Genomic DNA, 24,911 nt, shown 5'->3' with positions numbered 1-24,911 from the left:
AGGTGGCAGCGCGTGTGCGCTGACGGAGAGGGTGAGCCCGGTAGAGGTATAAGCTATAGTGACACTTTATCGCTGTGTGAGTGACTTACCGTGAGCATCCTCACCCTCTCAGGCGCTTTGCGCCAGCTCTCCCGAAGGGAGAGCCCTTGGCATAGCGCAGTGTACGGCGGGTTTCCCTTTGCGTAGTGTGAACGCAGACTTGCCCACAGTGCAGGGAGTGAATCATTCTGTCAAAACCTCCCACTTTGGGGGAGGTGGCAGCGCGTGTGCGCTGACGGAGAGGGTGAGCCCGGTAGAGGTATAAGCTGATGAAAAAGACGACAGTTGTCAAGAATAACGACATGCTGGATGTAGCCCGAAGACTTCGGAGGGAAATGACACCACAGGAGCAACGGCTTTGGTATGTTTTCTTGCGGAAATATCCGGTAAAATTCTACAAACAGCGGATCATTGAATCGTTTATTGTGGATTTTTATTGCGCGGATGCAAGATTGGTTATTGAACTTGACGGCTCACAGCATTATACTGAACAGGGGAAAGCTTACGATGAGGAACGAAGTGCTATCCTGCATGGCTATGGCTTGAAAGTTTTACGGTTCTCTAATCGGGATGTTAACAATCATTTTGATGCTGTATGCGAGACCATTGATAGGGAAGTACAAATTCGGATATAAAAGCAGCTGTGACCCTTTTTGTCAAGAGCTCCCACTTTGGGGGAGCTGGCAAAGCCGTTAGGCTTTGACTGAGAGGGTGAGACCGCTTTGAGGAGAGTCTTTGGCAAAACGGTAAAAAAGAATCTTTTCCCCCAGACAATTGCTTATTGCAAACAAAAAAGAAACAGGTGGACATTATTATGAGAGAGATCCAAGTTGCAGAAAACAAGACCCTGAAGCTGACCAACGTTCTGGCACGCAAGATCGATGCCAGCGAGCTGGGCAACCTGGGCGTGATCCTGACCCAGATGCAGAACTTTATCAAGAGCCACAGCGCCATGCCGGTTGGCCCTGTGATCCAGTGCGTCAAGTTTACCTCCGGCCCCAACCCGGAGCCGCAGATCTATTTTATGATGCAGGTCAACCAGCTCATCCCCCGCCTGGAGCCGGGCTACGAGCAGGACGCTGTGCTGCGGGTGAAGGGCTGCCTGTACGCCCACTTCACCGGCCCCATGGACCACAGCAGCCTTGCCAGCCAGAAGCTGAACATCTATGCCTACGAGCACGAGATCGAGCTGACCGGCACCACCTACAGCATCTACGTCAATCAGGACAGCGAAAATGGTGTCATGGACGTTTTTATGGAGACGAAGTAATATGACCACTCGCATTCAGAATCTTTCCGACCTGCAGGACCGCCGCATTATGATGGAGAAGAAGCTGCCGGCCTTTGGCTACGCGCTCATTCTTCTGGTGGCTTTCCTCATGGTGTTTCTGGTGATCTGGAGTACCCAGAACAAGCGCACCTACGTCAGCCAGTCCACTGGCTCAGTGCAGGCGGCCAACAAGACCTATATCATGTCCAGCTACTCCGGCTCCATCACTGAGCTGAACATCTCGGAGGGCAGCTATGTCACCGAGGGCGACCTCATCGCCCACATCAAGAGCACCGATCTGGACATCCAGCAGGACAGCTACCAGAAGCAGCTGGACATCTACAAAAAGCAGAAGAGCCAGTACGAAAAGCTGCTCAAGTCCATTCAGGACGACAAGAACTACTTCAGCGAGACCGACATCGACGATCAGCCCTATTACTACCAGTACGAGAGCTACAAGAGCCAGGTCAGCCAGAAGGCGTTTGATGCTTCGCCCTATCAGGCCGCCGGTTACACCGACGAGCAGATCAAGACCCTGATGGAGCAGAACCAGAGCGAGGTGGAGAGCCTGTATTACTCCACCCTGCAGTCCATTTCTGCCAACCTGACCAGCGTGCAGGCCAACATTGACAACATCGAGGCCCAGCTGGATGCCCTGAACACCGGCGCGAACGATTACTACATCTACGCACCCACCTCCGGTGTCATCCACATGGACACCCCCTACAAGGTGGGTATGGTGCTCAGCGCAGGCTCCGCTCTGGCCACCGTGGCCAGCGAGAACAGTGACCTTGAGATTGTGGCGGCTGTCACCGTCAACGACCGGCCGCTGATCAACGTGGGCGACCCCTGCAAGATCGCCATCACCGGCCTGTCGGAGTATTCCTACGGCACCCTGACCGGCACTGTTACCTCCATCGACAGTGACGTGACCACCAACACCAGCGGGTCTTACTACAAGATGACCATCAAGCCGGATAACACCTATGTCGTGAGCACCAGCGGCGACAAGGTGGATCTTTCCAACGGCATGAGCGTCACCGCCCGTGTGGAGTACGATGAACTGACTTACTTTGACTATGTGATGGAGGCCCTGGGCGTGCTGTTCCGCTAAGCGCCCGCCGATTCCACGCCCAAGAGGTACGAAAGAATGAAACTGAACCCGAAACAGCTGGCCGCCAGCGCGGCTCTGCTGGGTGTGCTGGCCTGTGCCGCCGCCCTGCCTGCGTCGGCTGCCGGCCCTGTTACCACGCCGCTGGCCCTCACGCTGCCCAAGGTGAGCTTTCCCTGGGATAAAGTTACCGCCGAGAGCATCGAGACCGGCAGCTACGATGCCGCCCCGCTGGCGGGCACGGCCCAGCAGCTCTCCCCGGTGACCACCCCCGCCAATGCCGCCAGCAAGAACGGCGTGACCTATGTCTCTGATAACCCCAATGTTGTCTCGGTGGACAGTGAGGGCGTGGCGCAGGCTGTGGGCCTGGGCACGGCCAACATCACCGCCACCTGCGGCGGGGTGAGCTGCACCTATACCATCACCCCCCAGCCGGATGCCAGCATGATCGCCACCGAAATGGATATCACCCTTGCATCCAGCACCATTGCCGTGGGCGAGACCACCAGCCTTTCGCTGGCAGTGCTGCCCACCTCGGCAGCCAACTATATCAACGTCAGCCTGAGCTCTTCCAATGAGAAGGTGGCCACCGTCAACAACTTTGGCAAGGTGACCGGCGTTGCCCCCGGCAAGGCCACCATCACCGCCACGGACGGCAACGTGAGCTGCACGGCCACCGTTACGGTGGTTGCGGCCAACACCAGCACCGTCTCCAGCCAGTCCATCTCCCTGAACACCAACTATGTGGTGCTCAAGCCGGGCTCCTCCAAGACCATCACCGGCAAGGTGTCGCCGGCCTCTGCCAGCCAGAGCCTGACCTTCAAGAGCCAGGACAAGAGCATTGCCACCGTCAGCGGTTCCGGTGTCATCACCGGCGTTGCCACGGGTGCCACCTCCGTGGTGGTCTCCAACGGCACCGCCTCCACCTCGGTCACGGTCATCGTCAACCGCACCGCCTCCACCTCCGGCAGCAGCAGCGATACCAGCGGTGAGGGCACCGAGGACAACGTCACCACCGATGCCACCGTTGCCGCCATCCAGAACGCCGCAGGGGAGGAAGTGTCCCTCTATCAGAGCGATGTGCCCGCCATTACCGGCGAGATCCTGAGCGCCCTGCGCACTACAGGCCGCAGCCTGATCGTGCTGGGCGAGGATTATACCCTGCGGATCGATGGCACCAGCATCAAGAGCACCCAGGGCGGGTTCAGCACCGCCCTGACCTTTGCCCCCGATGAAAACGGCCTGAGCTTCCAGCTGGGCGAGAGTGGCGCGCTGCCCTGCGTGGTGCAGATCACCCTGACCGGTGAGAACGCCGCTTACAGCCGCCTGTATCTGCACAACACTGCCAGCGAAAAGTGGCAGTTCCTGAACAGCTACAAGGATGGCACCATCACCGCCGATACGGCTGGCAGCTACCTGCTGACCAACCAGAATCTGCGCTTCACCAATATCAACTGGACCTTCTTCATCGCCGCCGGTGCGCTGACCGTGGTCTGCCTGATCGTGTATATCGCCGTCAAGAAACGGTATTGGTTTTGGTAATTATAACTGTGCGTAATAAAACCTCCCACTCATTCGAGTGGGAGGTTTTTGTGTTTATCGGAAGTTCTTGACAATCAAAATACAATGTGATATGATTTTGATATCAGAAAGAAACTTCCGAACCCTGTAAAGGAGGGACATTTTATGGAAGAGAAGATCTTACAGACCAAGAAGAACGGCATGACCATGCTTCTGCTGACCCTGCTGGGTTATGTGGCTGCGGTTGTGGTGGGCGGCATCGGTTTTGTAATGCTGTATACTACCTTCCTGGGTTTTATCCCGCTGGCGATCGCTGTCATCTATGCCATCATCGGTATTTTCCTGTTCGCGGGCCTGAAAGTCCTCAAGCCTGAGGAAGCGCTGGTGCTGACCCTGTTCGGCGATTACATCGGTACTCTGAAAGGCGAGGGTTTTTACTGGGTCAATCCCTTCTGTACTGCCGTCAACCCGGCTGCGGGCACGGTCCTGAGCCAGAGCGGTGATGTTCAGCAGCGCCCTGTGGTGCAGGCTGACCGTGAGAAGGACGGCAAGAAGATCTCCCTGAAGGTGATGACCCTGAACAACTCCCGTCAGAAGATCAACGATTGCCTGGGCAACCCGGTGGAGATCGGCATTGCGGTGATCTGGCGGGTGACCGATACCGCCAAGGCCGTGTTCAATGTAGACAACTACAAAGAATACCTGTCCCTGCAGTGTGACAGCGCCCTGCGCAACGTGGTGCGCATCTACCCCTACGATGTGGCCCCCAACGTGGACACCACCGGTGACGGTGTGGCCGACGAGGGCAGCCTGCGCGGCTCCTCGGAAGTGGTGGCAAAGCGCATCCAGGACGAGATCCAGAAGAACGTCACCGCCGCCGGGATCGAGATCATCGAAGCCCGCATCACTTATCTGGCTTACGCCCCCGAGATCGCGGCGGTCATGCTGCAGCGTCAGCAGGCAAGCGCCATCATTGATGCCCGTAAGATGATCGTGGACGGTGCCGTGGGCATGGTGGAGATGGCGCTGGACCGCTTGAGTGAGAACAAAGTGGTGGAACTGGACGATGAGCGCAAAGCGGCAATGGTCTCCAACCTGCTGGTGGTGCTCTGCGGCAACCGTGACGCGCAGCCCATTGTGAACAGCGGCAGCCTGTACTGATGGCAGAGCCGAAAAAGCAGATCCCCCTGCGCCTGAATGCGAAGCTCTACGATGCCCTTGCCGCGTGGGCTGAGGATGACTTCCGCTCGGTGAACGGGCAGATCGAGTATCTGCTCACCGAGTGTGTGCGTCAGCGCAAAAAGAACGGCAAGTACGTCTCTGACCAGATCGACGTGCCGCCCGAACTGGATATCAAGTAAAAGAACGACCCTCTCAGTCAAAGCCTGTTGGCTTTGCCAGCTCCCCCGAAGGGGGAGCCTATCGCTGGCCTGGGATAAAGGCAGCATAGCCTCGCCCTTCGGGAGAGGTGGCATTGCGAAGCAATGACGGAGAGGGTCGTTCCTTATTTAATTCGTATGCTCGCTCCACCCGCTGGAGGTGACCACTTCGCCATCGGTGGTGCACCAGAGGGCTTCCACGCCGTCCAGCGATTCCACGAGCTGCTTGCCCTCTTCCAGAGGCAGGCAGAACAGGCCGGTGGTCAGGCAGTCGGCCACACCGGAGTCCGGAGCCAGCACGCTCACGCCGTCAAAGTAGGCGGCGGGCCAGAGGGTGGCCGGGTCGATGAGGTGGTGATAGCGCACACCGTCCACAACGTAGTAGCGCTGGTAGTCGCCGCTGGTCACAAGGGAGAGGTCACTCATCTTGACGGCGGCCACGGTGGAGCTGCCGTTGGTGTAGACCTCGGAGGAGTTCCACGGGTTTTCCACGCCGCCTACCCACTGGGAGCCGTCCGGCTTGGTGCCGATGGCCCGCAGGTTGCCGCCCACGCTGATGAGGGCACTGGTCAGGCCCCGGGCTTCGGCGGCCTGTGCGGCCTGCTCCACGGCGTAGCCCTTGCCCACGCTGCCCACGTCCAGCGACATGGCCGGGTCGGCCAGATAGACCGTTTTGGCATCTTCATCAATGATGAGGTTGGCGATATCGCAGTGCTGTGCGGCGGCATCCAGCTCTTCCTGCGTGGGCAGCTGGTTGTTGCTGTCGTTGTCATCGGCCAGTGCGGCCTCGCGGTAGTTGTGCCAGATGTTCAGCACACTGCCCAGCGCAATGTTCAGCTTGCCGCCGGTGGTGTCATACATGGTCTGGGCCAGCTCCAGCATCCCGAGGATCTTGTCATCCACCGTCACCGGGGCAATGCCCGCATTGTCGTTGATGGTCTTGATGTTGGTCACGCCATCGTAATCATTATAAATGTCGTAGAGCTGGTTGTACTCCACTAGGTCGGCGTGGAGTGCGTCCATCTGGGCGGTGAACTCTTCCTCGCTGTCGCAGTAGGCGATGACCTGCGTCACGGTGTCGAACACATCATAGAACACGGTGGAGTAGCGCTGCGGGCCATCGGCGGCGCTGGAGGCGGTGGAGCCGGAGGTGCTGCCGCAGCCAGCCAGCAGGCTCAGGCTGAGCGCAGCCGCCAGCAGGGCGGAAAAAATACGCTTGGTCATCATGCTTTGGCGGTCTCCTTTGCGGCGGTAAAGGCGGTGTGCTCTTCCTGCAGATGTGCCAGCAGATCACCGAACACCCAGCTCTTGCTGGTGGGGGTCACAACGGCCTTGAGGGGGATGTTTACCTGTGCCTGCTTCATCAGGTCGAGCAGGGTGTCCACATCCTTATCCTTAAAGTTGGCCAGCACCAGCGCCGGGGGATAAGCACCCGGCTCCAGCACCAGGGTGCGGGTGGTCTTGACCTCCACCTCGCCCAGCAGCTGGGCCACGGTCCTGCCTGCATCGGCGGGGGAGACCAGCAGCAGCTTCATCCCGAAAGCGGGGGCCATCCCCTCCAGAATGCCCCGGTCGGCGGCAGAAAGGTTCCAGCCCAGCGCCAGCGGGATGCCGGCATTCTGGTTGCGTGCAATATGAGCTTTCATAGAAATACCTCGTTTCAAGGGTGAATTCAAAATACACCATAGTATACCATATTTGATGACAAAAGAAAACAACCCCCTCAGTCACGCTGCCGCGTGCCGAGAGGGTCGTTCCATTCTCAGTTCATCTTCTTGCCAAAGAACTCGACTTCTTTGGTGATAAAGCCCATCAGTTCATCGAACTGGTCGGGGGTCAGGCTCTGGGCACCATCGCACTTGGCCTTGGCGGGGTTGTTGTGCACCTCGATCATCAGGCCGTCGGCCCCGGCGGCCACAGCGGCCTTGGCCAGCTGGGGCACCATCCAGGCGTGGCCGCAGGCGTGGCTGGGGTCCACCACCACGGGCAGGTGGGTCATTTTGTGGAGCATGACCACTCCGGCCAGGTCCAGGGTGTTGCGCATACTGGTCTCAAAGGTGCGGATGCCGCGCTCGCAGAGGATAACGTTCTCGTTGCCCTCGGCCATGATGTACTCGGCGCTCATCACAAATTCTTCCAGCGTGTTGGCCAGGCCGCGTTTGAGCAGCACGGGCTTTTTCTGGCGGCCCACGGCCTTGAGCAGCTCAAAGTTCTGCATATTGCGGGCACCCACCTGGATGAGATCTACATTCTCGAACAGGGGCAGGTGCTCGGTGTTCATGATCTCGGTGACGATGGGGGAGCCGGTGGCGCGGCGGGCCAGCTTGAGCAGGTCCAGGCCCTCGCTCCGCATTCCCTGGAAGGAGTAGGGGGAGGTGCGGGGCTTGAATGCGCCGCCGCGCAGCAGGGAAGCGCCTGCATCCTTGACGCGCTGGGCGCAGTAGGTGATCTGCTCCTCGCTCTCGATGCTGCAGGGGCCTGCAATGACGGCGAAGTTGCCGCCGCCGATCTTCACGCCGTTGACATCGATCACGCTGTCGTCGGGGTGGAACTTGCGGTTGGCCTTCTTGTAAGGCTCAGACACGCGGCGGCAGGTCTCGACCACAGGGTTGGCCAGCACCCAGCTCTCGGCAATGGCCTTGGTGTCGCCGATCAGGCCCAGAATGTGGGTGTCGCTGCCCTTGGAGTCGTTGATCTGCAGCCCCATATCCTGCAGCTCGTGGCAGAACTCGCGGACCTGTGCGTCGGGGGCATCCTGTTTCAGTACAATGATCATGGTGGTCGTCTCCTTATCCTTCTCACACAAACGGCACAGGAGACCGGCTCCATTGCCGTGATTTATTTTCGTGAAGTTCAGTTTCCTGAAGCATGGGCCTATGATAACACTTCAGGGAACTGAAGTCAAGAGAAATTTTGAAATTTAGGAAAGAAAGTGGTAGAATAGGGGTAGCCTGAGAGGGCAAGGAGTTTACAAGGAGCGATCATCAATGGGAAAAGAAGCAAAAACGAATGCCATGCGCATCCTGGAACGGGCCAAGGTGCCCTATACAGCCCACGAATATGCCCACGAGGAGGGCGTGGCGGTGGACGGCGTGACTGTGGCCGCCAGCATGGGGGAGGACCCGGCCTGCGTATATAAGACGCTGGTGACCCAGGGCAGCAGCAAAAACTACTTTGTGTTCGTCATTCCGGTGGCGGCAGAGCTTGACCTGAAGGCCGCTGCCCGCAGCGTGGGCGAAAAAAGCGTAGCCATGATCCATGTGGCCGATATCAACAAGGTCACCGGCTATGTGCGCGGCGGCTGCAGCCCGGTGGGTATGAAAAAGCAGTACACCACCGTGTTTGATGAAAGCGTGCTGGTTCAGGAAAAGGTCTATGTCTCCGGCGGCCGCATTGGTACGCAGGTGTGCTGCGCACCCGCCGACCTCATCCGGGCAGCAAGGGCAGCAACAGCGAAGATCATCTTCTAAGGTAAAACGCTCTTACTGCCAACGCAATGACGGAGAGGCTGTACAGAGCGGGGCCTGCCCAGTGAGATAAAACTTACTTTATTATATTTTCTAAAAAAGTCATACTTAAAAAGAAATACGGTGTCGAAACTGCACAAAACTTTTGAAAGTTTTTTGACGCGGGAGAACACAAGGGAGAAATTGCCCCAAGGGCCTTTGCAAAGTGGAATTTTTGCCGTAAACTGTATGTAGTACAGGGACGGTACCCCGGCGGATGCCGGGTGCCGCCTGAAAAAGCGCAGAGCAAAAGGGGAACTTCAAAGATGAAGATGCTGTCGGGCTTCACAGAACAGAACACCATTCGTGCTGTTCAGGGGCATCGTGCAGCTTTGTGCAAAGCGCTGGGAGAGCATACGCAGAAATAAAGGCCGTGGTGCAGGTGTACCACAGCTTTTTTTTGTTTTGCAGACGGAGAAAGAGAGGTTCGGATATGATTCGGAAAGTTGCAGTGATCATGGGCTCGGACAGTGATTGGCCGGTGGTAAAGGGGGCCTGTGCCCAGCTGAAGGCGCTGGACATCCCCTTTGAGGCACACATCCTTTCGGCCCACCGCACCCCTGCCGAGGCCGCGGATTTTGCCAAAAATGCCCGGGCCAACGGCTTTGGTGTGATCCTGTGCGCGGCGGGCATGGCGGCCCATCTGGCCGGTGCCTTTGCCGCCAACACCACCCTGCCTGTCATCGGTATCCCGATGAAGGGCGGCGCGATGGACGGTCTGGACGCGCTGCTGGCCACGGTCCAGATGCCCAGCGGTATCCCGGTGGCTACCGTGGCCCTGAACGGGGCCAAGAACGCTGCCTGGCTGGCCGCCGAGATCCTGGCCCTGAGCGATGACACACTGGCCGGGAAGCTGGAGGCCGAGCGGGTGAGCATGGCACAGCAGATCGCAGCCAAGGAAGAAAAGCTGCAGAACGAACTGAAAGAGTTGTAAGGAGAACCAATGTCTGATTTTGCATATCCGCTGCACGAGGAATGCGGCGTTTTTGGCATCTATGACCGGGCGGGCACCGAGGACGTGGCCGCTGCCGCCTATTCTGCCCTGTATGCACTGCAGCACCGCGGGCAGGAGAGCTGCGGCATTGCGGTCAACGATGACGGTGTCATCCAGGGCCACCGCGACCTCGGCCTGGTGAACGAGGTGTTCACCCCCGCCGTGCTGGGCAGTCTTTCCACCCCCACGGCCCACATGGCAACGGGCCATGTCCGCTATGCCACGGCCGGCAGCCGGGTGCGGGCCAACGCTCAGCCCATGATCGTCCGGCATGGCCGGGGCACCATGGCGCTCTGCCACAACGGCAACCTGACCAATGCCCTGGAGCTGCGCCGTCAGCTGGAGAACGAGGGTGCCATCTTCCACGGCTCCTCCGATACCGAGGTCATCTGCTACCTCATCACCCGCAACCGCCTGCGGATGGGCAGCATTGAGACTGCCATCAGCAAGACGATGGATGTGCTGGAGGGTGCATACAGTCTGGTGATCATGTCCGCCACCAAGCTCATTGCGGTCCGGGACCCCCGGGGCTACCGCCCCCTGTGCATCGGCACCCTGCCCGGCGGCGGCTACGTCTTTGCAAGCGAGAGCTGTGCGCTGGATGCTGCGGGCGCGACCCTGCTGCGGGACGTGGAGCCAGGCGAGATCGTCATTGCCGACACCAAGACCGGTGAGCTGCGGAGTATCAAGGATCATTGCGGCCGCCCGGACACCCAGATGTGCGTGTTCGAGTTCATCTATTTCTCCCGCCCGGACAGCATCATCGAGGGCAGCTCGGTGCACGAGGCCCGCAAGCAGGCAGGCCGGTTCCTGGCACAGGAGCACCCTGTGGAGGCTGATGTGGTCATCGGCGTGCCGGATTCCGGTCTGGATGCGGCGCTCGGCTACTCGCAGGAGAGCGGCATCCCCTACGGCATCGGCTTCATCAAGAATAAATACATCGGCCGCACCTTTATCCAGGGCAGCCAGAAGCAGCGCGAAAACAGCGTGCGCATCAAGCTGAACGTGGTGTCCAGCACCGTCAAGGGCAAGCGGGTCGTGCTGGTGGATGACTCCATCGTGCGCGGCACCACCTCCGCCCGCATCATCAAGCTGCTGCGGGATGCCGGTGCAAAGGAAGTCCACTTCCGGGTCTCGGCCCCCCCGTTCAAATACCCCTGCTACTTCGGCACCGACATCCCCGACCAGAAGCTGCTGGTGGCCACGGGCCGCAATGTGGAGCAGATCAATGAGATCATCGGGGCCGATACCCTGGGCTACCTGTCCACCGAGCACGTGGTGCAGCTGGCCAAGAACGCAAAATGCGGTTTCTGCACCGCCTGCTTTACCGGCGAGTATGCCGTGAAGCCGGAAGAGGTGCTTTCCACCGATATCCATGAACGCCACCTGAACGACCGTCCCAAAAACGAGAAAAAGTTAGGAGAGTAAGAAGATGGAAAAGAGCTATTCTGAGAGTTACGCAGCTGCCGGTGTGGATATCACCGCCGGTTACCGCTCCGTTGAACTGATGAAGCAGTATGTTGCCCGCACCATGAACGAGCACTGCATTGGTGGTCTGGGCGGCTTTGGCGGCCTGTTTGAGCTGGACTGCACCGGCTACAAGCACCCTGTTCTGATCTCCGGCACGGACGGCGTGGGCACCAAGCTGAAGATCGCCATGATCATGGACAAGCACGACACCATTGGCATCGACTGCGTTGCCATGTGCGTCAACGATGTGATCTGCGCCGGTGCAAAGCCGCTGGTGTTCCTGGATTACATTGCCTGCGGCCGCAACATCCCTGAGAAGATTGCCGAGATCGTCAAGGGCGTGGCCGAGGGCTGCGTGCAGGCTGATTGCTCTCTGGTGGGCGGTGAGACTGCCGAGCACCCGGGCATGATGCCGGAGGATGAGTACGATCTGGCCGGTTTCACTGTGGGCGTTGTGGACAAGGAAAAGATCCTGAGCAACGAGACCATGCAGGCTGGCGATGTCATCCTCGCTCTGCCCTCCACCGGTGTTCATTCTAACGGTTTCTCGCTGGTGCGCAAGATCTTTGATATTGACAACGATCCCGATGTTCTGCACACCACCCCCGCCGAGCTGGGCGGCAAGACCCTGGGCGATGCCCTGCTGGCTCCCACCAAGATCTACGTCAAGCCGGTGCTGAAGGTGCTGGAAGAGGTGGATGTCAAGGGCATCTCCCACATCACCGGCGGCGGCTTCTATGAGAACATCCCCCGCAGCCTGAAAAAGGGCTGCTGCGCCAGCATCAAGAAGGAAGATGTCCGCATTCCTGCCCTCTTCCACCTGATGCAGAAGGTAGGCGGCATCTCCGAGCACGACATGTTCAACACCTTCAACATGGGCGTTGGCATGGTGCTCACCGTTCCTGCCGCACAGGCCGACAAGGCGCTGGAGATCCTCCACGCCAACGGCGAGCCCGAGGCTTACAAGCTGGGTGTCATCGCTGAAGGGGACGGTGTGGAACTGTGCTGAACGTAGCTGTGTTGGTTTCCGGCGGCGGCACCAATCTGCAGGCCCTGCTGGACAGCGAAGCCCGGGGCGAGAACCCCAATGGTAAAATTACGCTGGTGGTAGCCTCCAAGCCCGGTGTCTTTGCGCTGGAGCGGGCCGCAAAGGCCGGTGTGGAGGGCGTTGTGGTTCGCCGCAAGGATTACGAGAACAGTGAGGCCTTTGACGCGGCCCTGCTGGAAACGCTGAAAAGCCACAACATCGATCTGGTGGTGCTGGCCGGTTTCCTTTCCGTGCTGGGCCCCAGTGTCATTGAAGCCTATCCCCGCCGCATCCTGAATGTTCACCCGGCGCTCATCCCGTCCTTCTGCGGGCCCGGCATGTACGGCCTGCGCCCCCATCAGGCTGCTCTGGCCCGGGGCTGCAAGGTGACCGGTGCTACCGTCCACTTTGTCAACGAGGAGTGCGACGGCGGCCCCATCCTGCTGCAGAAGGCGGTGGAGATCCTGCCCGGCGACACCCCCGAGGTGCTGCAGAAGCGGGTGATGGAACAGGCCGAGTGGAAGCTGCTGCCCAAGGCAGTTGCCATGGTGTGCAGCGGCGAGATCGAGTAAAAAAATAAACTGGCTCGCCCTCTCAGGCCGCTTCGCGTCCAGCTCTCCCAAAGGGAGAGCCCTTGGCAAAACCATGAACTTTGTGTGGACTGCCAAAGCCTCCCACTTTGGGGGAGGTGGCAGCGCGTCAGCGCTGACGGAGAGGGCGAGGTCGTTATCCGTAAAGGAGAACAACAATGGAAAAGATCAACCTGAACGATTATCTGGCCTCCAACGAGTACCCCGGCCGCGGCATTGCGGTGGCAATGGCCCCCGATGGCCGTCAGATGTTCATCGGCTACTTTATCATGGGCCGCAGTGAGAACAGCCGCAACCGCGTGTTCGACCCCGTGCCCGAGCGCGGCGGCATCTGCACCATGGCTGCAGACCCCGACAAGCTGGAGGACCCCAGCCTTATCATCTATAACCCCGTGCTGACCCTGGGCAAGACCCATATCGTGACCAACGGCGACCAGACCGATACCATTTTTGACCTGATGAGTCAGGGCAAGAGCTTTGCCGATGCCCTGCGCACCCGCACCTTTGAGCCGGACGGCCCCAACTACACCCCACGCATCTCCGCTGTGGTGTACGCTGATGGCAGCTACCAGATGAGCATCCTGAAATCTGCCGACGGCAACGGCGACAGTGTCCAGCGCTATTTCTTTGATTACCCCCAGCCTGTGGCCGGTGAGGGCCATTTCATCAGCACCTACAAGCACAACGGAAACCCCATCCCCAGCTTTGAGGGCGAGCCCCTGCGCTTTGCCTGCCCCCGCACCATCGGCGATTTTGCCCATGGTCTGTGGCAGAACCTGAACCCCGACAACAAGGTCAGCCTGTTTGCCCGCGTCATCGACCTGGACAGCGGTGAGACCGGCGATATGATTTTCAACAAATACGATGCTGTCAACAGCGATCTGGACGACCCCGAGGAGCCTGAACTGCTGCCGGAGGAGCTGGAGCTGCTGGCAAAGCTCGATGCCGAAGCGGAATAACGAAGACTTAAGGAGGATGCATCAATGAACGAACTCGCACTGAAGTACGGCTGCAACCCCAACCAGAAGCCCAGCCGCATCTATATGGAAGATGGCTCCGACCTGCCTGTGACTGTGCTGAACGGCAAGCCCGGCTACATCAATTTTCTGGATGCCCTCAACTCCATCCAGCTGGTCAAGGAGCTGAAGGCGGCCTGCGGTCTGCCCGCCGCCGCTTCCTTCAAGCATGTGTCCCCGGCGGGTGCCGCCCTGGGCCTGCCCCTGACCGATGTGGAGCGCAGGATGTACCACATTGCTCCGGACTTTGAGCTCTCTCCGCTGGCCTGCGCTTACGCCCGTGCCCGCGGTGCTGACCGTATGTCCTCCTTTGGCGACTGGATCGCCCTCTCCGATGTCTGCGATGTGCCCACCGCAAAGCTCATCCAGCATGAGGTTTCTGACGGCATCATTGCCCCCGGTTATGAGCCGGAGGCTCTGACCATTCTGGCAGGTAAGAAAAAGGGCAACTACAATGTGGTGGCCATTGACCCCGACTACAAGCCCGCCCCTGTGGAACACAAGCAGGTGTACGGCATCACCTTTGAGCAGGGCCGCAACGAGCTGACCATCAACGCCGACACCATGCTGACCAACTGGGTCACCGAGAACAAGAGCGTGACCGAGGAGCAGAAGCGGGACCTGATCATTGCCCTTATCACCCTGAAATACACCCAGTCCAACAGTGTCTGCTACACCGCAGGCGGCCAGACCATCGGCGTGGGTGCCGGCCAGCAGAGCCGCATCCACTGCACCCGTCTGGCAGGCCAGAAGGCCGATAACTGGCAGCTGCGCCACATGGACAAGGTGCTGAACCTGCCCTTCCGTGACGATATTGCCAAGCCCAACCGCGACAATGCCATTGATGTGTATATCGGTGACACCCCCGAGGATGTCATCGGCGACGATGTCTGGGCCGAGACCTTCACCGAGCAGCCCGCACCCCTGACCGCGGAGGAAAAGAAAGAGTACCTGAGCCACGTTACCGGTGTCTGCCTGGGTTCCGATGCCTTCTTCCCCTTTGGCGACAACATCGAGCGTGCCCGCCGCTCCGGCGTGACCGCCATTGTCCAGCCCGGCGGCTCTATCCGCGATCAGCAGGTCATTGACACCTGCAATAAGTACGGCATTGCCATGGCCTTCTGCGGCATCCGGCTGTTCCATCACTAAAAGGAAAACTGGTTCGCCCTCTCAGTCAAAGCCTGTCGGCTTTGCCAGCTCCCCCAAAGGGGGAGCCTTTGGCAGCATCCCGTTAGTAGCTGCTGGTGTTAGTGCCAGTCTTGGCTCTCCCTTTGGGAGAGCTGGCGCGAAGCGCCTGAGAGGGTGAGGACGCTGACAGAGAAGCAGAAACGAATATTTTAGGAGATGTTAAAATGGCTAAAAAAATCTTAGTGGTCGGCGGCGGCGGCCGCGAGCACGCCATCATCAAGGCACTGAAGAAGAGCCCGGACTGCGGCGAGATCTGGTGCGCTCCGGGCAACGGCGGCATCAGCTATGATGCCAAATGCAAGAACATCAAGGCTACGGACGTAGAGACCATGGTGGCCTTTGCCGCCGAGGAAAAGTTTGATTATGTGGTTGTGGCGCAGGATGACCCGCTGGCGCTGGGCATGGTGGACGCACTGGCTGCAGTGGGCATCCCTGCCTTTGGCCCGGACAAGGCCGCTGCCCGCATCGAGGCCTCCAAGGTGTTCTCTAAGGACCTGATGAAGAAATACGGCATCCCCACCGCAGATTATGCCACCTTTGATGACCCCGCCAAGGTCATGGATTACATCAAGGCAAAGGGCAAGTACCCCGTGGTCATCAAGGCCGACGGGCTGGCACTGGGCAAGGGCGTGCTGATCTGCGAGAACGAGGAACAGGCCGCCGACGGCGTGAAGGAGATCATGCTGGACAAAAAGTTCGGCGCTTCCGGCAACCATGTGGTGGTGGAAGAGTTCCTCACCGGCCCTGAGGTCAGTGTGCTGAGCTTTACCGACGGCAAGGTGGTCAAGCCCATGGTTTCCAGCATGGACCACAAGCGTGCCAACGACCACGACACCGGCCTGAACACCGGAGGCATGGGCACCGTGGCCCCCAACCCCTACTACACCCCGGCCATTGCTGCCGAGTGCATGGAAAAGATCTTCCTGCCCACCATTCAGGCCATGAACGCCGAGGGCTGCCCCTTCAAGGGCTGCCTGTACTTCGGCCTGATGCTCACCCCGGACGGCCCCAAGGTCATCGAGTACAACTGCCGCTTCGGCGATCCCGAGACCCAGGTGGTGCTGCCTCTGCTGGAGAGTGACCTGCTGAAGATCATGGCGGCCTGCACCGAGGGCACGCTGGCCGATACCGAGGTCAAATTCTCCGAGGGCGCGGCCTGCTGTGTCATTCTGGCCTCCGGCGGCTACCCGGTATCCTATGAAAAGGGCAAGCCCATTTCCGGCCTGACCAACGGCCAGCTGGAAGGGGAGAGTAACATCACAGTCTACCACTCCGGCACGGCACTGCGTGAGGACGGCACGCTGGTCACCAACGGCGGCCGCGTGCTGGGCGTGACAGCAACTGCGCCCCGCCTGACCGCCGCCATCACGCAGGCATACGCCGCCGCTGAGAAGATCAGCTTTGAAAAGCTGCACAAGCGCACGGATATTGGTATGAGAGCGCTGAAAGCAATCGCTGAACAATAAAAAAAGAGGGGGATTCACCCATGGTCTATCGTATTTATGTAGAAAAGAAGCCCGGCTTTGACGTGGAAGCCCAGGGCCTGAAAAATGAGCTGGTGAGCTTGCTGGGCATCCAGTCCCTGAGCGGCCTGCGCCTGCTGAACCGCTATGACGTGGAGGGCATCGATGAGGCACTGTTCAACCAGTGCGCTACCACCGTGTTCAGTGAGCCGCCGGTGGACAACACCTATGCGGAGCTGCCTGAATTCGAGGGTATTTCCTTTGCTGTGGAGTACCTGCCCGGCCAGTTCGACCAGCGCGCCGATTCTGCCGCCGAGTGCATCCAGCTCATCAGCCAGGGCGAGCGCCCGCTGGTCCGCTCTGCCCGTGTCTACCTGCTGGAGGGTTCCCTGACCGAGGAGCAGGTGGCAGAGATCAAGAAGTACGTCATCAACCCGGTGGAGGCCCGCGAGGCTTCGCTGGAGACCAAAGCCACCCTGAAGATGGAGTATCCCGTGCCCACCGCTGTGGCCACGCTGGAGGGCTTCAACGAGCTGGACGAAGAGGGCCTGAAGAAGTTCATCGACGAAAAGGGTCTGGCCATGGACCTGGGCGATATCAAGTTCTGCCAGGAGTACTTCCGCTCTGAGCACCGCGACCCCACCATCACCGAGATCAAGATGATCGACACCTACTGGTCCGATCACTGCCGCCACACCACCTTCGGCACCATTCTGGATGATGTCCAGATCGACGATGCCGTGGTGCAGGCAGCGTTTGACCGCTACATGGCCATGCGCGCCGACCTGGGCCGCGAGGAGAAGCCCCGCTGCATGATGGATCTTGCCACCATCGGTGCCAAGGAGCTGAAGAAGCAGGGCATCCTCAAGAATCTGGACGAATCCGAGGAGATCAACGCCTGCACCGTCAAGATCAAGTGCGATGTGAACGGCAAGGATGAGGACTGGCTCTTCCTCTTTAAGAACGAGACCCACAACCATCCCACCGAGATCGAGCCCTTCGGCGGTGCGGCCACCTGCATCGGCGGTGCCATCCGCGACCCGCTGTCCGGCCGCAGCTATGTCTATCAGGCCATGCGTGTAACCGGCGCAGGCGACCCGCTCAAGCCTGTCAGCGAGACCCTGCCCGGCAAGCTGTCCCAGCGCAAGCTGGTGACCACTGCCGCTGCTGGTTACTCCTCCTACGGCAACCAGATCGGCCTTGCCACCGGCCAGGTGGATGAGATCTACCACCCCGGCTATGTGGCAAAGCGGATGGAGATCGGCGCTGTGGTGGGTGCGACTCCCGCTTCCCATGTCCGCCGCGAGTGCCCCGCCCCCGGGGATGTCATCGTCCTGCTGGGCGGCCGCACCGGCCGCGACGGCATCGGCGGTGCCACCGGCTCCTCCAAGGCCCACAATCTGGGCAGCCTGGACCACTGCGGTGCCGAGGTGCAGAAGGGCAATGCGCCCATCGAGCGCAAGCTCCAGCGCCTGTTCCGCCGTGAGGATGCCTGCAAGATGATCAAGCGCTGCAACGACTTTGGTGCGGGCGGCGTTTCCGTTGCCATCGGCGAGCTGGCCGACGGCCTGTATATCGACCTGAACAAGGTCACCAAGAAGTATGACGGCCTGGACGGCACCGAGCTGGCCATCAGCGAGAGCCAGGAGCGCATGGCTGTGGCCCTTGCCCCCGAGGATGTGGACAAGTTCATCGCCATTGCCACCGAGGAAAACCTTGAGGCGACCCCCGTGGCAAAGGTCACCGAGGAAAAGCGCCTGAACATGGTGTGGAACGGCGTGTCCATCGTCAACATCAGCCGTGAGTTCCTGAACTCCAACGGTGCGGAGAAGCACCAGAACGTCCATGTGGAGCAGGGTACCGTCTGGCAGCCCCAGTGGGCCGGCATCACCTTCAGCCAGAAGATGAAGAACATGGTGGGCGACCTGAACATCTGCAGCAAGAAGGGCCTTTCTGAGCGGTTCGACAGCACCATTGGTGCCGCCACCGTCCTGATGCCCTTTGGCGGTGCTTACCAGCTGACCCCCCAGAACGCCATGGTGGCAAAGCTGCCCGTGGATGGCGAGACCAACACCTGCTCCGGCATGGCCTGGGGCTACAACCCCTACCTGATGAGCGCCAACCAGTATATCGGCGCACGGATGGCCGTGGTGGACAGTGTCACCAAACTGGTGGCCTCCGGCTTCCGCTATGAGGATGCCTACCTGACCTTCCAGGAGTACTTTGAGCGCCTGGGCACCAAGCCCGAGCGCTGGGGCAAGCCGCTGGCCGCCCTGCTGGGTGCTCTGGATGCCCAGATGGGTCTGGGGATTGCCTCCATCGGCGGCAAGGACAGCATGTCCGGCTCCTTCGAGCAGCTGGATGTGCCCCCCACGCTGGTCTCCTTTGCCACTGCCATCGGCAAGGCCAGCAAGGTGGTCTCCACCGAGTTCAAGAAGCCCGAGAGCACTGTTGTCCTCATCCGGCCCATTCTGGACCCCGAGACCGGCTGCCCCAACTTCTTCTCCCTGAAGGCAAACTACAAGATCGTGGAGCAGATGATCGAAGAGGGCATGGTGGCATCTGCCTGCGCCGTGGGCTACGGCGGCATTGCCGAGGCCCTGTTCAAGATGGGTCTGGGCAACCACATCGGCTTCAAGATGCGCGCTGATATGCCCACCCACCGGATGTTCGAGCCCATGTACGGCTCCATCGTGCTGGAAATGGTCTCTGATTCCCCCGCAGGCGAGCTGCTGGGCGAGACCACCAGGGAGTATACCTTTGAAAGCTGCGGTGAGACGCTGGATATGGCAGAGCTGCAGGAGATCTGGGAGAGCAAGCTGGAGCCTGTGTACCCCTACCGCAAGGCAGGCCCCACCGTGGAAAAGATCAACGGCAAGCTGAACGCCCCCGCTGCTCCCAAGATCGGTGTGGCAAAGCCCAAGGTGATCATCCCCGTGTTCCCCGGCACCAACTGCGAGTACGACACCGCCAAGGCCTTTGCCCGCGCCGGTGCCGACCCTGAGATCCTGGTCATCCGCAACCTGACCCCGGCGGACGTTACCGCCAGCTGCGAGGCACTGGTCAAGGCCATTGGCGAGAGCCAGATCGTGATGCTGCCCGGCGGTTTCTCCGGCGGCGACGAGCCGGACGGCAGCGCCAAGTTCATCGCCTCCTTCTTCCGCAGCCCTGCGGTCACCGAGGCGGTCCGCGACCTGCTGCAGCACCGCGACGGTCTGATGCTGGGCATCTGCAACGGCTTCCAGGCCCTGATCAAGCTGGGTCTGGTGCCCTACGGCGATATCCGCCCCATCACGGCCTATGACCCGACCCTGACCTTCAACACCATCGGCCGCCACCAGAGCATGCTGGTGCGCACCCGCGTTGCATCCACCGGCAGCCCTTGGCTGTCCCACTGCGATGCAGGCAGCGAGTACGAGATCGCCATCAGCCACGGCGAGGGCCGTTTTGTGGCACCCCAGAACGTGCTGGATCAGCTGGTTGCCAACGGCCAGGTGGCTACCCAGTATGTTGATCTGGAGGGCGAGCCCACCATGGATCAGCGCTACAACCCCAACGGCTCTCTGCTGGCCATTGAGGGCATCACCAGCCCGGACGGCCGCGTGTTCGGCAAGATGGGCCACTCGGAGCGCAGCGGCGAGTACCTGTACAAGAATGTCACCGGCGACAAATATCAGCCGATCTTTGAGGGCGGCGTAGACTATTTCAAGGTTTGATGGTAGAATAGAGAAAAACTCCTTCCGTCATCGCTGACGCGATGCCACCTCCCTCTCCGAGGGAGGCTGAAAGGCCCCCTCTTCGAGGGGGCTGTCGCCGGAAGGCGGCTGGGGGAGTTACTTTCAGGAGGAAACAACCAATGTCACAGCATGATCGTTATATCAGCCCCTTCTCTACCCGTTATTCTTCCGATGAGATGCAGTACATCTTCTCGGATGACAACAAGTTCCGCACCTGGCGCCGCCTGTGGGTGGCGCTGGCCCGGGCCGAGATGGAACAGGGCCTGACCAATATCACCCCCGAAATGGTGGCCGAGCTGGAAGCCCATGTGGACGACATCAACTACGAGGTCGCCATTGCGCGCGAGAAGCTGGTGCGCCATGATGTGATGAGCCACGTTTACGCCTACGGCCAGCAGTGCCCCAAGGCAGCCGGCATCATCCATCTGGGTGCCACCAGCTGCTATGTGGGCGATAACACCGATATCATCGTGATGCGGCAGGGCCTGGAGCTCATTCGCAAAAAGCTGATCGGTGTGCTGGCAAAGCTCTCCCGCTTTGCTGAGGAGTACAAGGACATGCCCTGCATGGCCTATACCCACTGCCAGCCTGCACAGCCCACCACCGTGGGCAAGCGTGCCACCCTGTGGGCCAACGAGCTGGTGATGGATCTTGCCGAGATCGACCACCGCCTTGCCACCCTGCAGCTGCGCGGTGTCAAGGGCACCACCGGCACGCAGGCTTCCTTTATGGAGCTGTTCAAGGGCGATGCAGACAAGATCCGTGCTGTGGATGCTTCCATTGCCAGGGAGATGGGCTTTGCCCCGGATGCCGTGATCCCCGTGTCCGGCCAGACCTACAGCCGCAAGGTGGATGCCTTTATCCTGAACGCTCTGGCAGGCATTGCCCAGAGCTGCATGAAGTTTGCCACCGACCTGCGCCTGCTGGCCAACTTCAAGGAGATGGAAGAACCTTTTGAGAAGAACCAGATCGGTTCCTCCGCCATGCCTTACAAGCGCAACCCCATGCGGTGTGAGCGCATCTGCGCCCTGAGCCGCTACCTGATGGTGGATGTGCTGAACCCCAGCTTCACCACCGGCACCCAGTGGTTTGAGCGCACTCTGGACGACAGCGCCAACAAGCGCGTTGCCATGGCCGAGGGCTTCCTGGCTGCCGATGCCATCCTGAACATCATGCTCAATGTCACCGATGGCATCGTGGTCTACCCCAAAGTGGTGCGCAGCCGCCTGATGGCAGAGCTGCCCTTCATGGCCAGCGAGAACATCATGATGCAGGCTGTGGAAAAGGGCGGCAACCGTCAGGAGCTCCACGAGCGCCTGCGCCAGCACGCCATTGCCGCTGGCAAGCAGGTCAAGGAAGAGGGCCTGCCCAACGATATGGTGGACCGCGTTGCAGCCGACCCCGCCTTTGGCCTGACCAAGGAGGAGATCGTGGCCGGTCTGGTGCCCGAAAACTTTGTGGGCCGTGCACCCCAGCAGGTGGAGGAGTTCATTGCAAATGTGCTCCAGCCCATCTTTGATGCCAACCCCGATGCTGTGGAACAGCACGCTTCTCTGAGCGTTTAAGGGTGTGGCCCAGTAGCTTTCTCCTCGGACACGGCTTGGGCCATTCCATCGCCCGCCCTACTGCCTGCGGCAGCAGGGTCCCACCCCAGCGGACGGTCCTCGGAGAAACTCCCGGTCCACTGAACTGCAAAATCTATCGCTGCGCTCCGCCTTTGGGCAGGGCGCAGCTTTGCTATAACCGGAAAAGGAGAACCTATGCGACTAGACAAATATCTGGCCGAGACGGCGCAATGCACCCGGAGCGAGGCAAAGACCCTGCTGAGCAGGGGACGGGTGACGGTGAACGGCGCGGTGTGCAAAAAGGGGGACACCCAGCTCAGGGAAGGGGACAGCGTGGCGGTGGACGGTGCGCCGCTTGCTTACCAGCAGTTCGTCTACCTGATGATCAACAAGCCCGAGGGCGTGGTGAGCGCTTCTACCGACAAGCGGGATACCACCGTGGTGGATCTGATCGGGGATGCCTACCCCCGGCGGGAGCTGTTCCCGGCCGGCCGGCTGGACAAGACCAGCACCGGCTTTGTTCTGCTGACGGATGACGGCGGCTTCGCCCACGAGATCCTTGCCCCGAAGCGCCATGTCTCCAAGACCTACACGGTGGTCATTGACACACCGCTGACCGAGGAGATGTGCAAGGGCTTTGCCGAGGGCGTGACGCTGGCGGATGGCACCGCCCTCTCCCCGGCAGAGGTGGAAGCCCTGACCCCGGACGGCCTGACCGTGAAAGTCAGGCTCAGGCAGGGGGTGTACCACCAGATCAAGCGGATGTTCGGTGTGTACGGCGCGGGCGTGAACGCCCTGCATCGGGATGCCATCGGCGGGCTTGCGCTGGATCCGGCCCTTGCACCGGGGCAGTGGCGGGAGCTTTCTGCGGAGGAAGTGACAGCAATTACCACCGGAGCCTGACTGCTTTTCACCTGATTTTCAAAAAAACATCACATTTTGCCGGTAAAATATTCACAAGAACCACGCAAAACAGTGCTTTTTGGGCCTGAAAATACCCCCGAAAGATAATTTCACCAAGAAAGTCAAAAATATTTTGGTGAAATATGTTGCAAAAGTAAATTCTTTTGTGTAAAATAGATAATGTAAAGCGGCGAAATTGTTAAAAACGACAATCTCGCCCCTGCGGCTTGCACAAAAGAGGAAAAGGGGTATCCATTTATGGCCAATAGAGTATTCCAGAGCGTGATCTACCAGATGAAAGACGCCATCGATCGTGTGGTCGGTGTGGTGGATGAGACCGGCGCTGTGATCTCCTGCTCGGAGCTGAACCTGATCGGAGAGGTGCGCGAGGGTTTTATGGCAGAGCGCCTGACGGCCGGTGACCGCTTTGTGCGGGATGGCTACACCTATCAGCAGTTCTCCAGCGCAAAGCATAACGACTATGCCGTGTTTGTGGAAGGCGCGGACGAGACTGCGGGCCAGTTTGCGGCCCTGCTCTCCATCAGCCTGCAGAGCATCAAGCAGTACCACGATGAAAAGTTCGACAAAGCCAACTTCATCAAGAACGTGGTGCTGGACAACATCCTGCCCGGCGATATCTACGCCAAGGCCCGTGAGCTGCACTTTGCCACCGATGTTTCCCGCGTGGTGTTCATTGTGCGCGTGACCTCTGGCGGCGACATCTCCGCTTACGATGTGGTCAGCAGCCTGTTCCCGGACAAGCAGAAGGACTTTGTGTTCAATATCAGCGAGACCGACACCGTGCTGGTCAAGGAGATCCGCAAGGGCATCGACCGCACCGATATGGAGAAGCTGGCTGCCAGCATCGTGGACACCCTGTCCGGTGAGCATTACATCAAGGCTGTGGTCGGCATCGGCACCCCCATCTCCAACGTGAAGGATCTGGCTACCTCCTTCAAGGAAGCACAGATCGCCATGGAGGTCAGCAAGGTGTTCGACACCGAGAAGCAGATCATCCGCTACGACAACCTTGGCATTGCCCGCCTGATCTACCAGCTGCCCACCACTGTCTGCGAGATGTTCCTGCGTGAGGTGTTCAAGCAGGGCAGCATCGAGAGCCTGGATCAGGAGACCCTGTTCACCATCCAGCGCTTCTTCGAGAACAACCTGAATGTGTCTGAGACCAGCCGCGGCCTGTTTGTCCACCGCAACACGCTGGTGTATCGTCTGGAAAAGATCAAAAAGCTGACCGGTCTGGATCTGCGTGAGTTCGACGATGCCATCGTCTTTAAGGTGGCGTTGATGGTCAAGAAGTACCTGTCCAACAACCCGGCCAAATATTAAGCAAACGCTTGCGGCGCAAAGCCGTCGGCGCAGAACCGGCCGCTCGAAACCGATGCTGGCCGGTTCTTTTTGGTTTGGAGAAAATTATTGGGAGCGAAAAATGCATGATAGATTTTGAACACGTTTCAAAGCAGTACAAGCACAACGCAAAGCCTGCCCTGGAGGATGTCAACTTCCATGTGGATGATGGCGAGTTTGTTTTTCTGCTGGGTCACTCGGGCGCGGGCAAATCCACCCTGCTCAAGCTGATCCTGCGCGAGGAGACCCCCACCGAGGGCCGCGTGCTGGTGAACGGGCAGGATGTTGCCCGCCTGCGCCGCCGCAAGATCCCCTACCTGCGCCGTCAGATGGGCATCATCTTTCAGGATTTCCGGCTTATCCCCACCATGACCGTTTACGAGAACATTGCCTTTGCCATGCATGTTACCAACATCGGGCATAAGCAGATCAAAGAGCGCGTGAATTACATGCTGGAGCTTGTCCACCTGGAGGACAAGGCAAAGGTCTACCCCGACCTGCTCTCCGGCGGTGAGCAGCAGCGTGTGGCTGTGGCCCGCGCCCTGGCCCACGCCCCCAAGCTGGTGATTGCGGACGAGCCCACCGGCAACATCGACCCCGAGCTGAGCCTTGAGATGATGGAGCTGCTGGAGCGTGTCAGTGAGATGGGCATCACTGTGCTGGTGGTCACCCATGAGCACGAGCTGGTCCGTCACTTTGACCGCCGCGTGGTCACCCTGTCCGGCGGACACATCATCTCGGATGTGCCCACGGGCTCCATGATCCCCCAC

At 59.7% G+C, this 24,911-nt stretch carries 22 protein-coding genes; 19 read left to right on the top strand and 3 right to left on the bottom strand.

What is annotated here, in order from left to right:
* Positions 1-308: 308 nt before the first annotated feature.
* The 6 genes from J3353_RS12705 (at position 309) to J3353_RS12680 (ending at position 5,302) form a co-directional block, all read left to right on the top strand.
* Positions 309-674 carry an endonuclease domain-containing protein gene (locus J3353_RS12705; RefSeq protein WP_097770588.1) on the top strand — a complete coding sequence of 122 codons (366 nt, stop codon included), beginning with the start codon at positions 309-311 and terminating at the stop codon, positions 672-674.
* A 179-nt stretch (positions 675-853) separates the two neighbouring features.
* Positions 854-1,309, top strand: coding sequence for a hypothetical protein (locus tag J3353_RS12700; protein WP_035393983.1), 456 nt, complete (start codon positions 854-856; stop codon positions 1,307-1,309).
* Between the two features lies 1 nt (position 1,310).
* Complete coding sequence (locus tag J3353_RS12695; protein WP_097772406.1) at positions 1,311-2,423, top strand: HlyD family secretion protein; 1,113 nt, start codon at positions 1,311-1,313, stop codon at positions 2,421-2,423.
* 36 nt (positions 2,424-2,459) lie between these two features.
* Positions 2,460-3,962 (top strand): Ig-like domain-containing protein, encoded by a 1,503-nt coding sequence (locus tag J3353_RS12690; protein ID WP_156070098.1) that lies wholly within the window; start codon positions 2,460-2,462, stop codon positions 3,960-3,962.
* 144 nt (positions 3,963-4,106) lie between these two features.
* Positions 4,107-5,102: an SPFH domain-containing protein gene (locus tag J3353_RS12685; protein WP_207684988.1), complete on the top strand. Its 996-nt coding sequence runs from the start codon at positions 4,107-4,109 to the stop codon at positions 5,100-5,102.
* On the top strand, positions 5,102-5,302 hold the full coding sequence (locus tag J3353_RS12680; protein ID WP_005932170.1) for a PTS ascorbate transporter subunit IIC: 201 nt from the start codon (positions 5,102-5,104) through the stop codon (positions 5,300-5,302). Before J3353_RS12685 ends, J3353_RS12680 begins: the two co-directional genes overlap by 1 nt.
* 147 nt (positions 5,303-5,449) lie before the next feature.
* On the opposite strand, the gene J3353_RS12675 is transcribed toward J3353_RS12680, so the two are convergent.
* The 3 genes from J3353_RS12675 to aroF all read right to left on the bottom strand — a co-directional run bounded on the left by J3353_RS12675 (position 5,450) and on the right by aroF (position 8,096).
* Positions 5,450-6,547, bottom strand: coding sequence for an FAD:protein FMN transferase (locus J3353_RS12675; RefSeq protein ID WP_154276426.1), 1,098 nt, complete (start codon positions 6,545-6,547; stop codon positions 5,450-5,452).
* Positions 6,544-6,966: a DUF3783 domain-containing protein gene (locus J3353_RS12670; RefSeq protein ID WP_097772399.1), complete on the bottom strand. Its 423-nt coding sequence runs from the start codon at positions 6,964-6,966 to the stop codon at positions 6,544-6,546. The genes J3353_RS12675 and J3353_RS12670 overlap by 4 nt, the downstream gene beginning before the upstream one ends.
* A gap of 116 nt (positions 6,967-7,082) precedes the next feature.
* Entirely contained in the window at positions 7,083-8,096 is a 1,014-nt protein-coding gene (gene aroF, locus J3353_RS12665; RefSeq protein WP_035393988.1) for a 3-deoxy-7-phosphoheptulonate synthase, read from the bottom strand.
* A 211-nt stretch (positions 8,097-8,307) separates the two neighbouring features.
* On the opposite strand from aroF, the gene ybaK reads away from it, so the two are divergent.
* The 13 genes from ybaK to ftsE form a co-directional block, all read left to right on the top strand.
* Positions 8,308-8,790, top strand: coding sequence for a Cys-tRNA(Pro) deacylase (gene ybaK / locus J3353_RS12660; protein WP_097772397.1), 483 nt, complete (start codon positions 8,308-8,310; stop codon positions 8,788-8,790).
* 469 nt (positions 8,791-9,259) lie between these two features.
* Positions 9,260-9,760: a 5-(carboxyamino)imidazole ribonucleotide mutase gene (purE, locus tag J3353_RS12655; RefSeq protein WP_005932189.1), complete on the top strand. Its 501-nt coding sequence runs from the start codon at positions 9,260-9,262 to the stop codon at positions 9,758-9,760.
* Between the two features lie 9 nt (positions 9,761-9,769).
* Positions 9,770-11,248 (top strand): amidophosphoribosyltransferase, encoded by a 1,479-nt coding sequence (gene purF / locus J3353_RS12650; protein ID WP_097772396.1) that lies wholly within the window; start codon positions 9,770-9,772, stop codon positions 11,246-11,248.
* A gap of 4 nt (positions 11,249-11,252) precedes the next feature.
* Positions 11,253-12,299 carry a phosphoribosylformylglycinamidine cyclo-ligase gene (gene purM, locus J3353_RS12645; RefSeq protein ID WP_207684987.1) on the top strand — a complete coding sequence of 349 codons (1,047 nt, stop codon included), beginning with the start codon at positions 11,253-11,255 and terminating at the stop codon, positions 12,297-12,299.
* The gene (gene purN, locus J3353_RS12640) at positions 12,293-12,889 is read left to right on the top strand and encodes a phosphoribosylglycinamide formyltransferase (protein ID WP_207684986.1); all 597 of its coding nucleotides are present in this window, start codon (positions 12,293-12,295) and stop codon (positions 12,887-12,889) included. Before purM ends, purN begins: the two co-directional genes overlap by 7 nt.
* Positions 12,890-13,065: 176 nt before the next feature.
* The gene (locus tag J3353_RS12635) at positions 13,066-13,866 is read left to right on the top strand and encodes an IMP cyclohydrolase (RefSeq protein WP_035393990.1); all 801 of its coding nucleotides are present in this window, start codon (positions 13,066-13,068) and stop codon (positions 13,864-13,866) included.
* 24 nt (positions 13,867-13,890) lie between these two features.
* Positions 13,891-15,072 carry a phosphoribosylaminoimidazolecarboxamide formyltransferase gene (locus J3353_RS12630; protein ID WP_117477307.1) on the top strand — a complete coding sequence of 394 codons (1,182 nt, stop codon included), beginning with the start codon at positions 13,891-13,893 and terminating at the stop codon, positions 15,070-15,072.
* A gap of 203 nt (positions 15,073-15,275) precedes the next feature.
* Entirely contained in the window at positions 15,276-16,577 is a 1,302-nt protein-coding gene (gene purD, locus J3353_RS12625) for a phosphoribosylamine--glycine ligase (RefSeq protein WP_156070717.1), read from the top strand.
* A gap of 20 nt (positions 16,578-16,597) precedes the next feature.
* Positions 16,598-20,290, top strand: coding sequence for a phosphoribosylformylglycinamidine synthase (locus J3353_RS12620; protein WP_207684985.1), 3,693 nt, complete (start codon positions 16,598-16,600; stop codon positions 20,288-20,290).
* A gap of 140 nt (positions 20,291-20,430) precedes the next feature.
* Positions 20,431-21,876, top strand: coding sequence for an adenylosuccinate lyase (purB, locus tag J3353_RS12615; protein WP_156075500.1), 1,446 nt, complete (start codon positions 20,431-20,433; stop codon positions 21,874-21,876).
* 195 nt (positions 21,877-22,071) lie between these two features.
* Positions 22,072-22,779, top strand: coding sequence for a pseudouridine synthase (locus J3353_RS12610; protein WP_207684984.1), 708 nt, complete (start codon positions 22,072-22,074; stop codon positions 22,777-22,779).
* Between the two features lie 258 nt (positions 22,780-23,037).
* Positions 23,038-24,123: a CdaR family transcriptional regulator gene (locus J3353_RS12605; protein WP_005932217.1), complete on the top strand. Its 1,086-nt coding sequence runs from the start codon at positions 23,038-23,040 to the stop codon at positions 24,121-24,123.
* Between the two features lie 104 nt (positions 24,124-24,227).
* The coding region (gene ftsE / locus J3353_RS12600; protein ID WP_207684983.1) for a cell division ATP-binding protein FtsE at positions 24,228-24,911 on the top strand (684 nt) is incomplete at its 3' end.

The organism is Faecalibacterium sp. Marseille-Q4137, from assembly GCF_017377535.1.
Taxonomy (GTDB): domain Bacteria; phylum Bacillota; class Clostridia; order Oscillospirales; family Ruminococcaceae; genus Faecalibacterium; species Faecalibacterium duncaniae.
This window is presented reverse-complemented; position numbering and strand designations above follow the sequence as displayed.

Bases quoted from the DNA above. Each gene is read 5' to 3' on its own strand.
- purB (WP_156075500.1), top strand. From the start codon at position 20,431: ATGTCACAGCATGATCGTTATATCAGCCCCTTCTCTACCCGTTATTCT.
- purD (WP_156070717.1), top strand. From the start codon at position 15,276: ATGGCTAAAAAAATCTTAGTGGTCGGCGGCGGCGGCCGCGAGCACGCC.
- J3353_RS12675 (WP_154276426.1), bottom strand. From the start codon at position 6,547: ATGATGACCAAGCGTATTTTTTCCGCCCTGCTGGCGGCTGCGCTCAGC.
- ybaK (WP_097772397.1), top strand. From the start codon at position 8,308: ATGGGAAAAGAAGCAAAAACGAATGCCATGCGCATCCTGGAACGGGCC.
- J3353_RS12630 (WP_117477307.1), top strand. From the start codon at position 13,891: ATGAACGAACTCGCACTGAAGTACGGCTGCAACCCCAACCAGAAGCCC.
- J3353_RS12690 (WP_156070098.1), top strand. From the start codon at position 2,460: ATGAAACTGAACCCGAAACAGCTGGCCGCCAGCGCGGCTCTGCTGGGT.
- J3353_RS12635 (WP_035393990.1), top strand. From the start codon at position 13,066: ATGGAAAAGATCAACCTGAACGATTATCTGGCCTCCAACGAGTACCCC.
- J3353_RS12705 (WP_097770588.1), top strand. From the start codon at position 309: ATGAAAAAGACGACAGTTGTCAAGAATAACGACATGCTGGATGTAGCC.
- J3353_RS12700 (WP_035393983.1), top strand. From the start codon at position 854: ATGAGAGAGATCCAAGTTGCAGAAAACAAGACCCTGAAGCTGACCAAC.
- J3353_RS12670 (WP_097772399.1), bottom strand. From the start codon at position 6,966: ATGAAAGCTCATATTGCACGCAACCAGAATGCCGGCATCCCGCTGGCG.
- J3353_RS12685 (WP_207684988.1), top strand. From the start codon at position 4,107: ATGGAAGAGAAGATCTTACAGACCAAGAAGAACGGCATGACCATGCTT.
- purF (WP_097772396.1), top strand. From the start codon at position 9,770: ATGTCTGATTTTGCATATCCGCTGCACGAGGAATGCGGCGTTTTTGGC.
- J3353_RS12695 (WP_097772406.1), top strand. From the start codon at position 1,311: ATGACCACTCGCATTCAGAATCTTTCCGACCTGCAGGACCGCCGCATT.
- aroF (WP_035393988.1), bottom strand. From the start codon at position 8,096: ATGATCATTGTACTGAAACAGGATGCCCCCGACGCACAGGTCCGCGAG.
- purM (WP_207684987.1), top strand. From the start codon at position 11,253: ATGGAAAAGAGCTATTCTGAGAGTTACGCAGCTGCCGGTGTGGATATC.
- J3353_RS12620 (WP_207684985.1), top strand. From the start codon at position 16,598: ATGGTCTATCGTATTTATGTAGAAAAGAAGCCCGGCTTTGACGTGGAA.
- purE (WP_005932189.1), top strand. From the start codon at position 9,260: ATGATTCGGAAAGTTGCAGTGATCATGGGCTCGGACAGTGATTGGCCG.
- J3353_RS12610 (WP_207684984.1), top strand. From the start codon at position 22,072: ATGCGACTAGACAAATATCTGGCCGAGACGGCGCAATGCACCCGGAGC.
- J3353_RS12680 (WP_005932170.1), top strand. From the start codon at position 5,102: ATGGCAGAGCCGAAAAAGCAGATCCCCCTGCGCCTGAATGCGAAGCTC.
- J3353_RS12605 (WP_005932217.1), top strand. From the start codon at position 23,038: ATGGCCAATAGAGTATTCCAGAGCGTGATCTACCAGATGAAAGACGCC.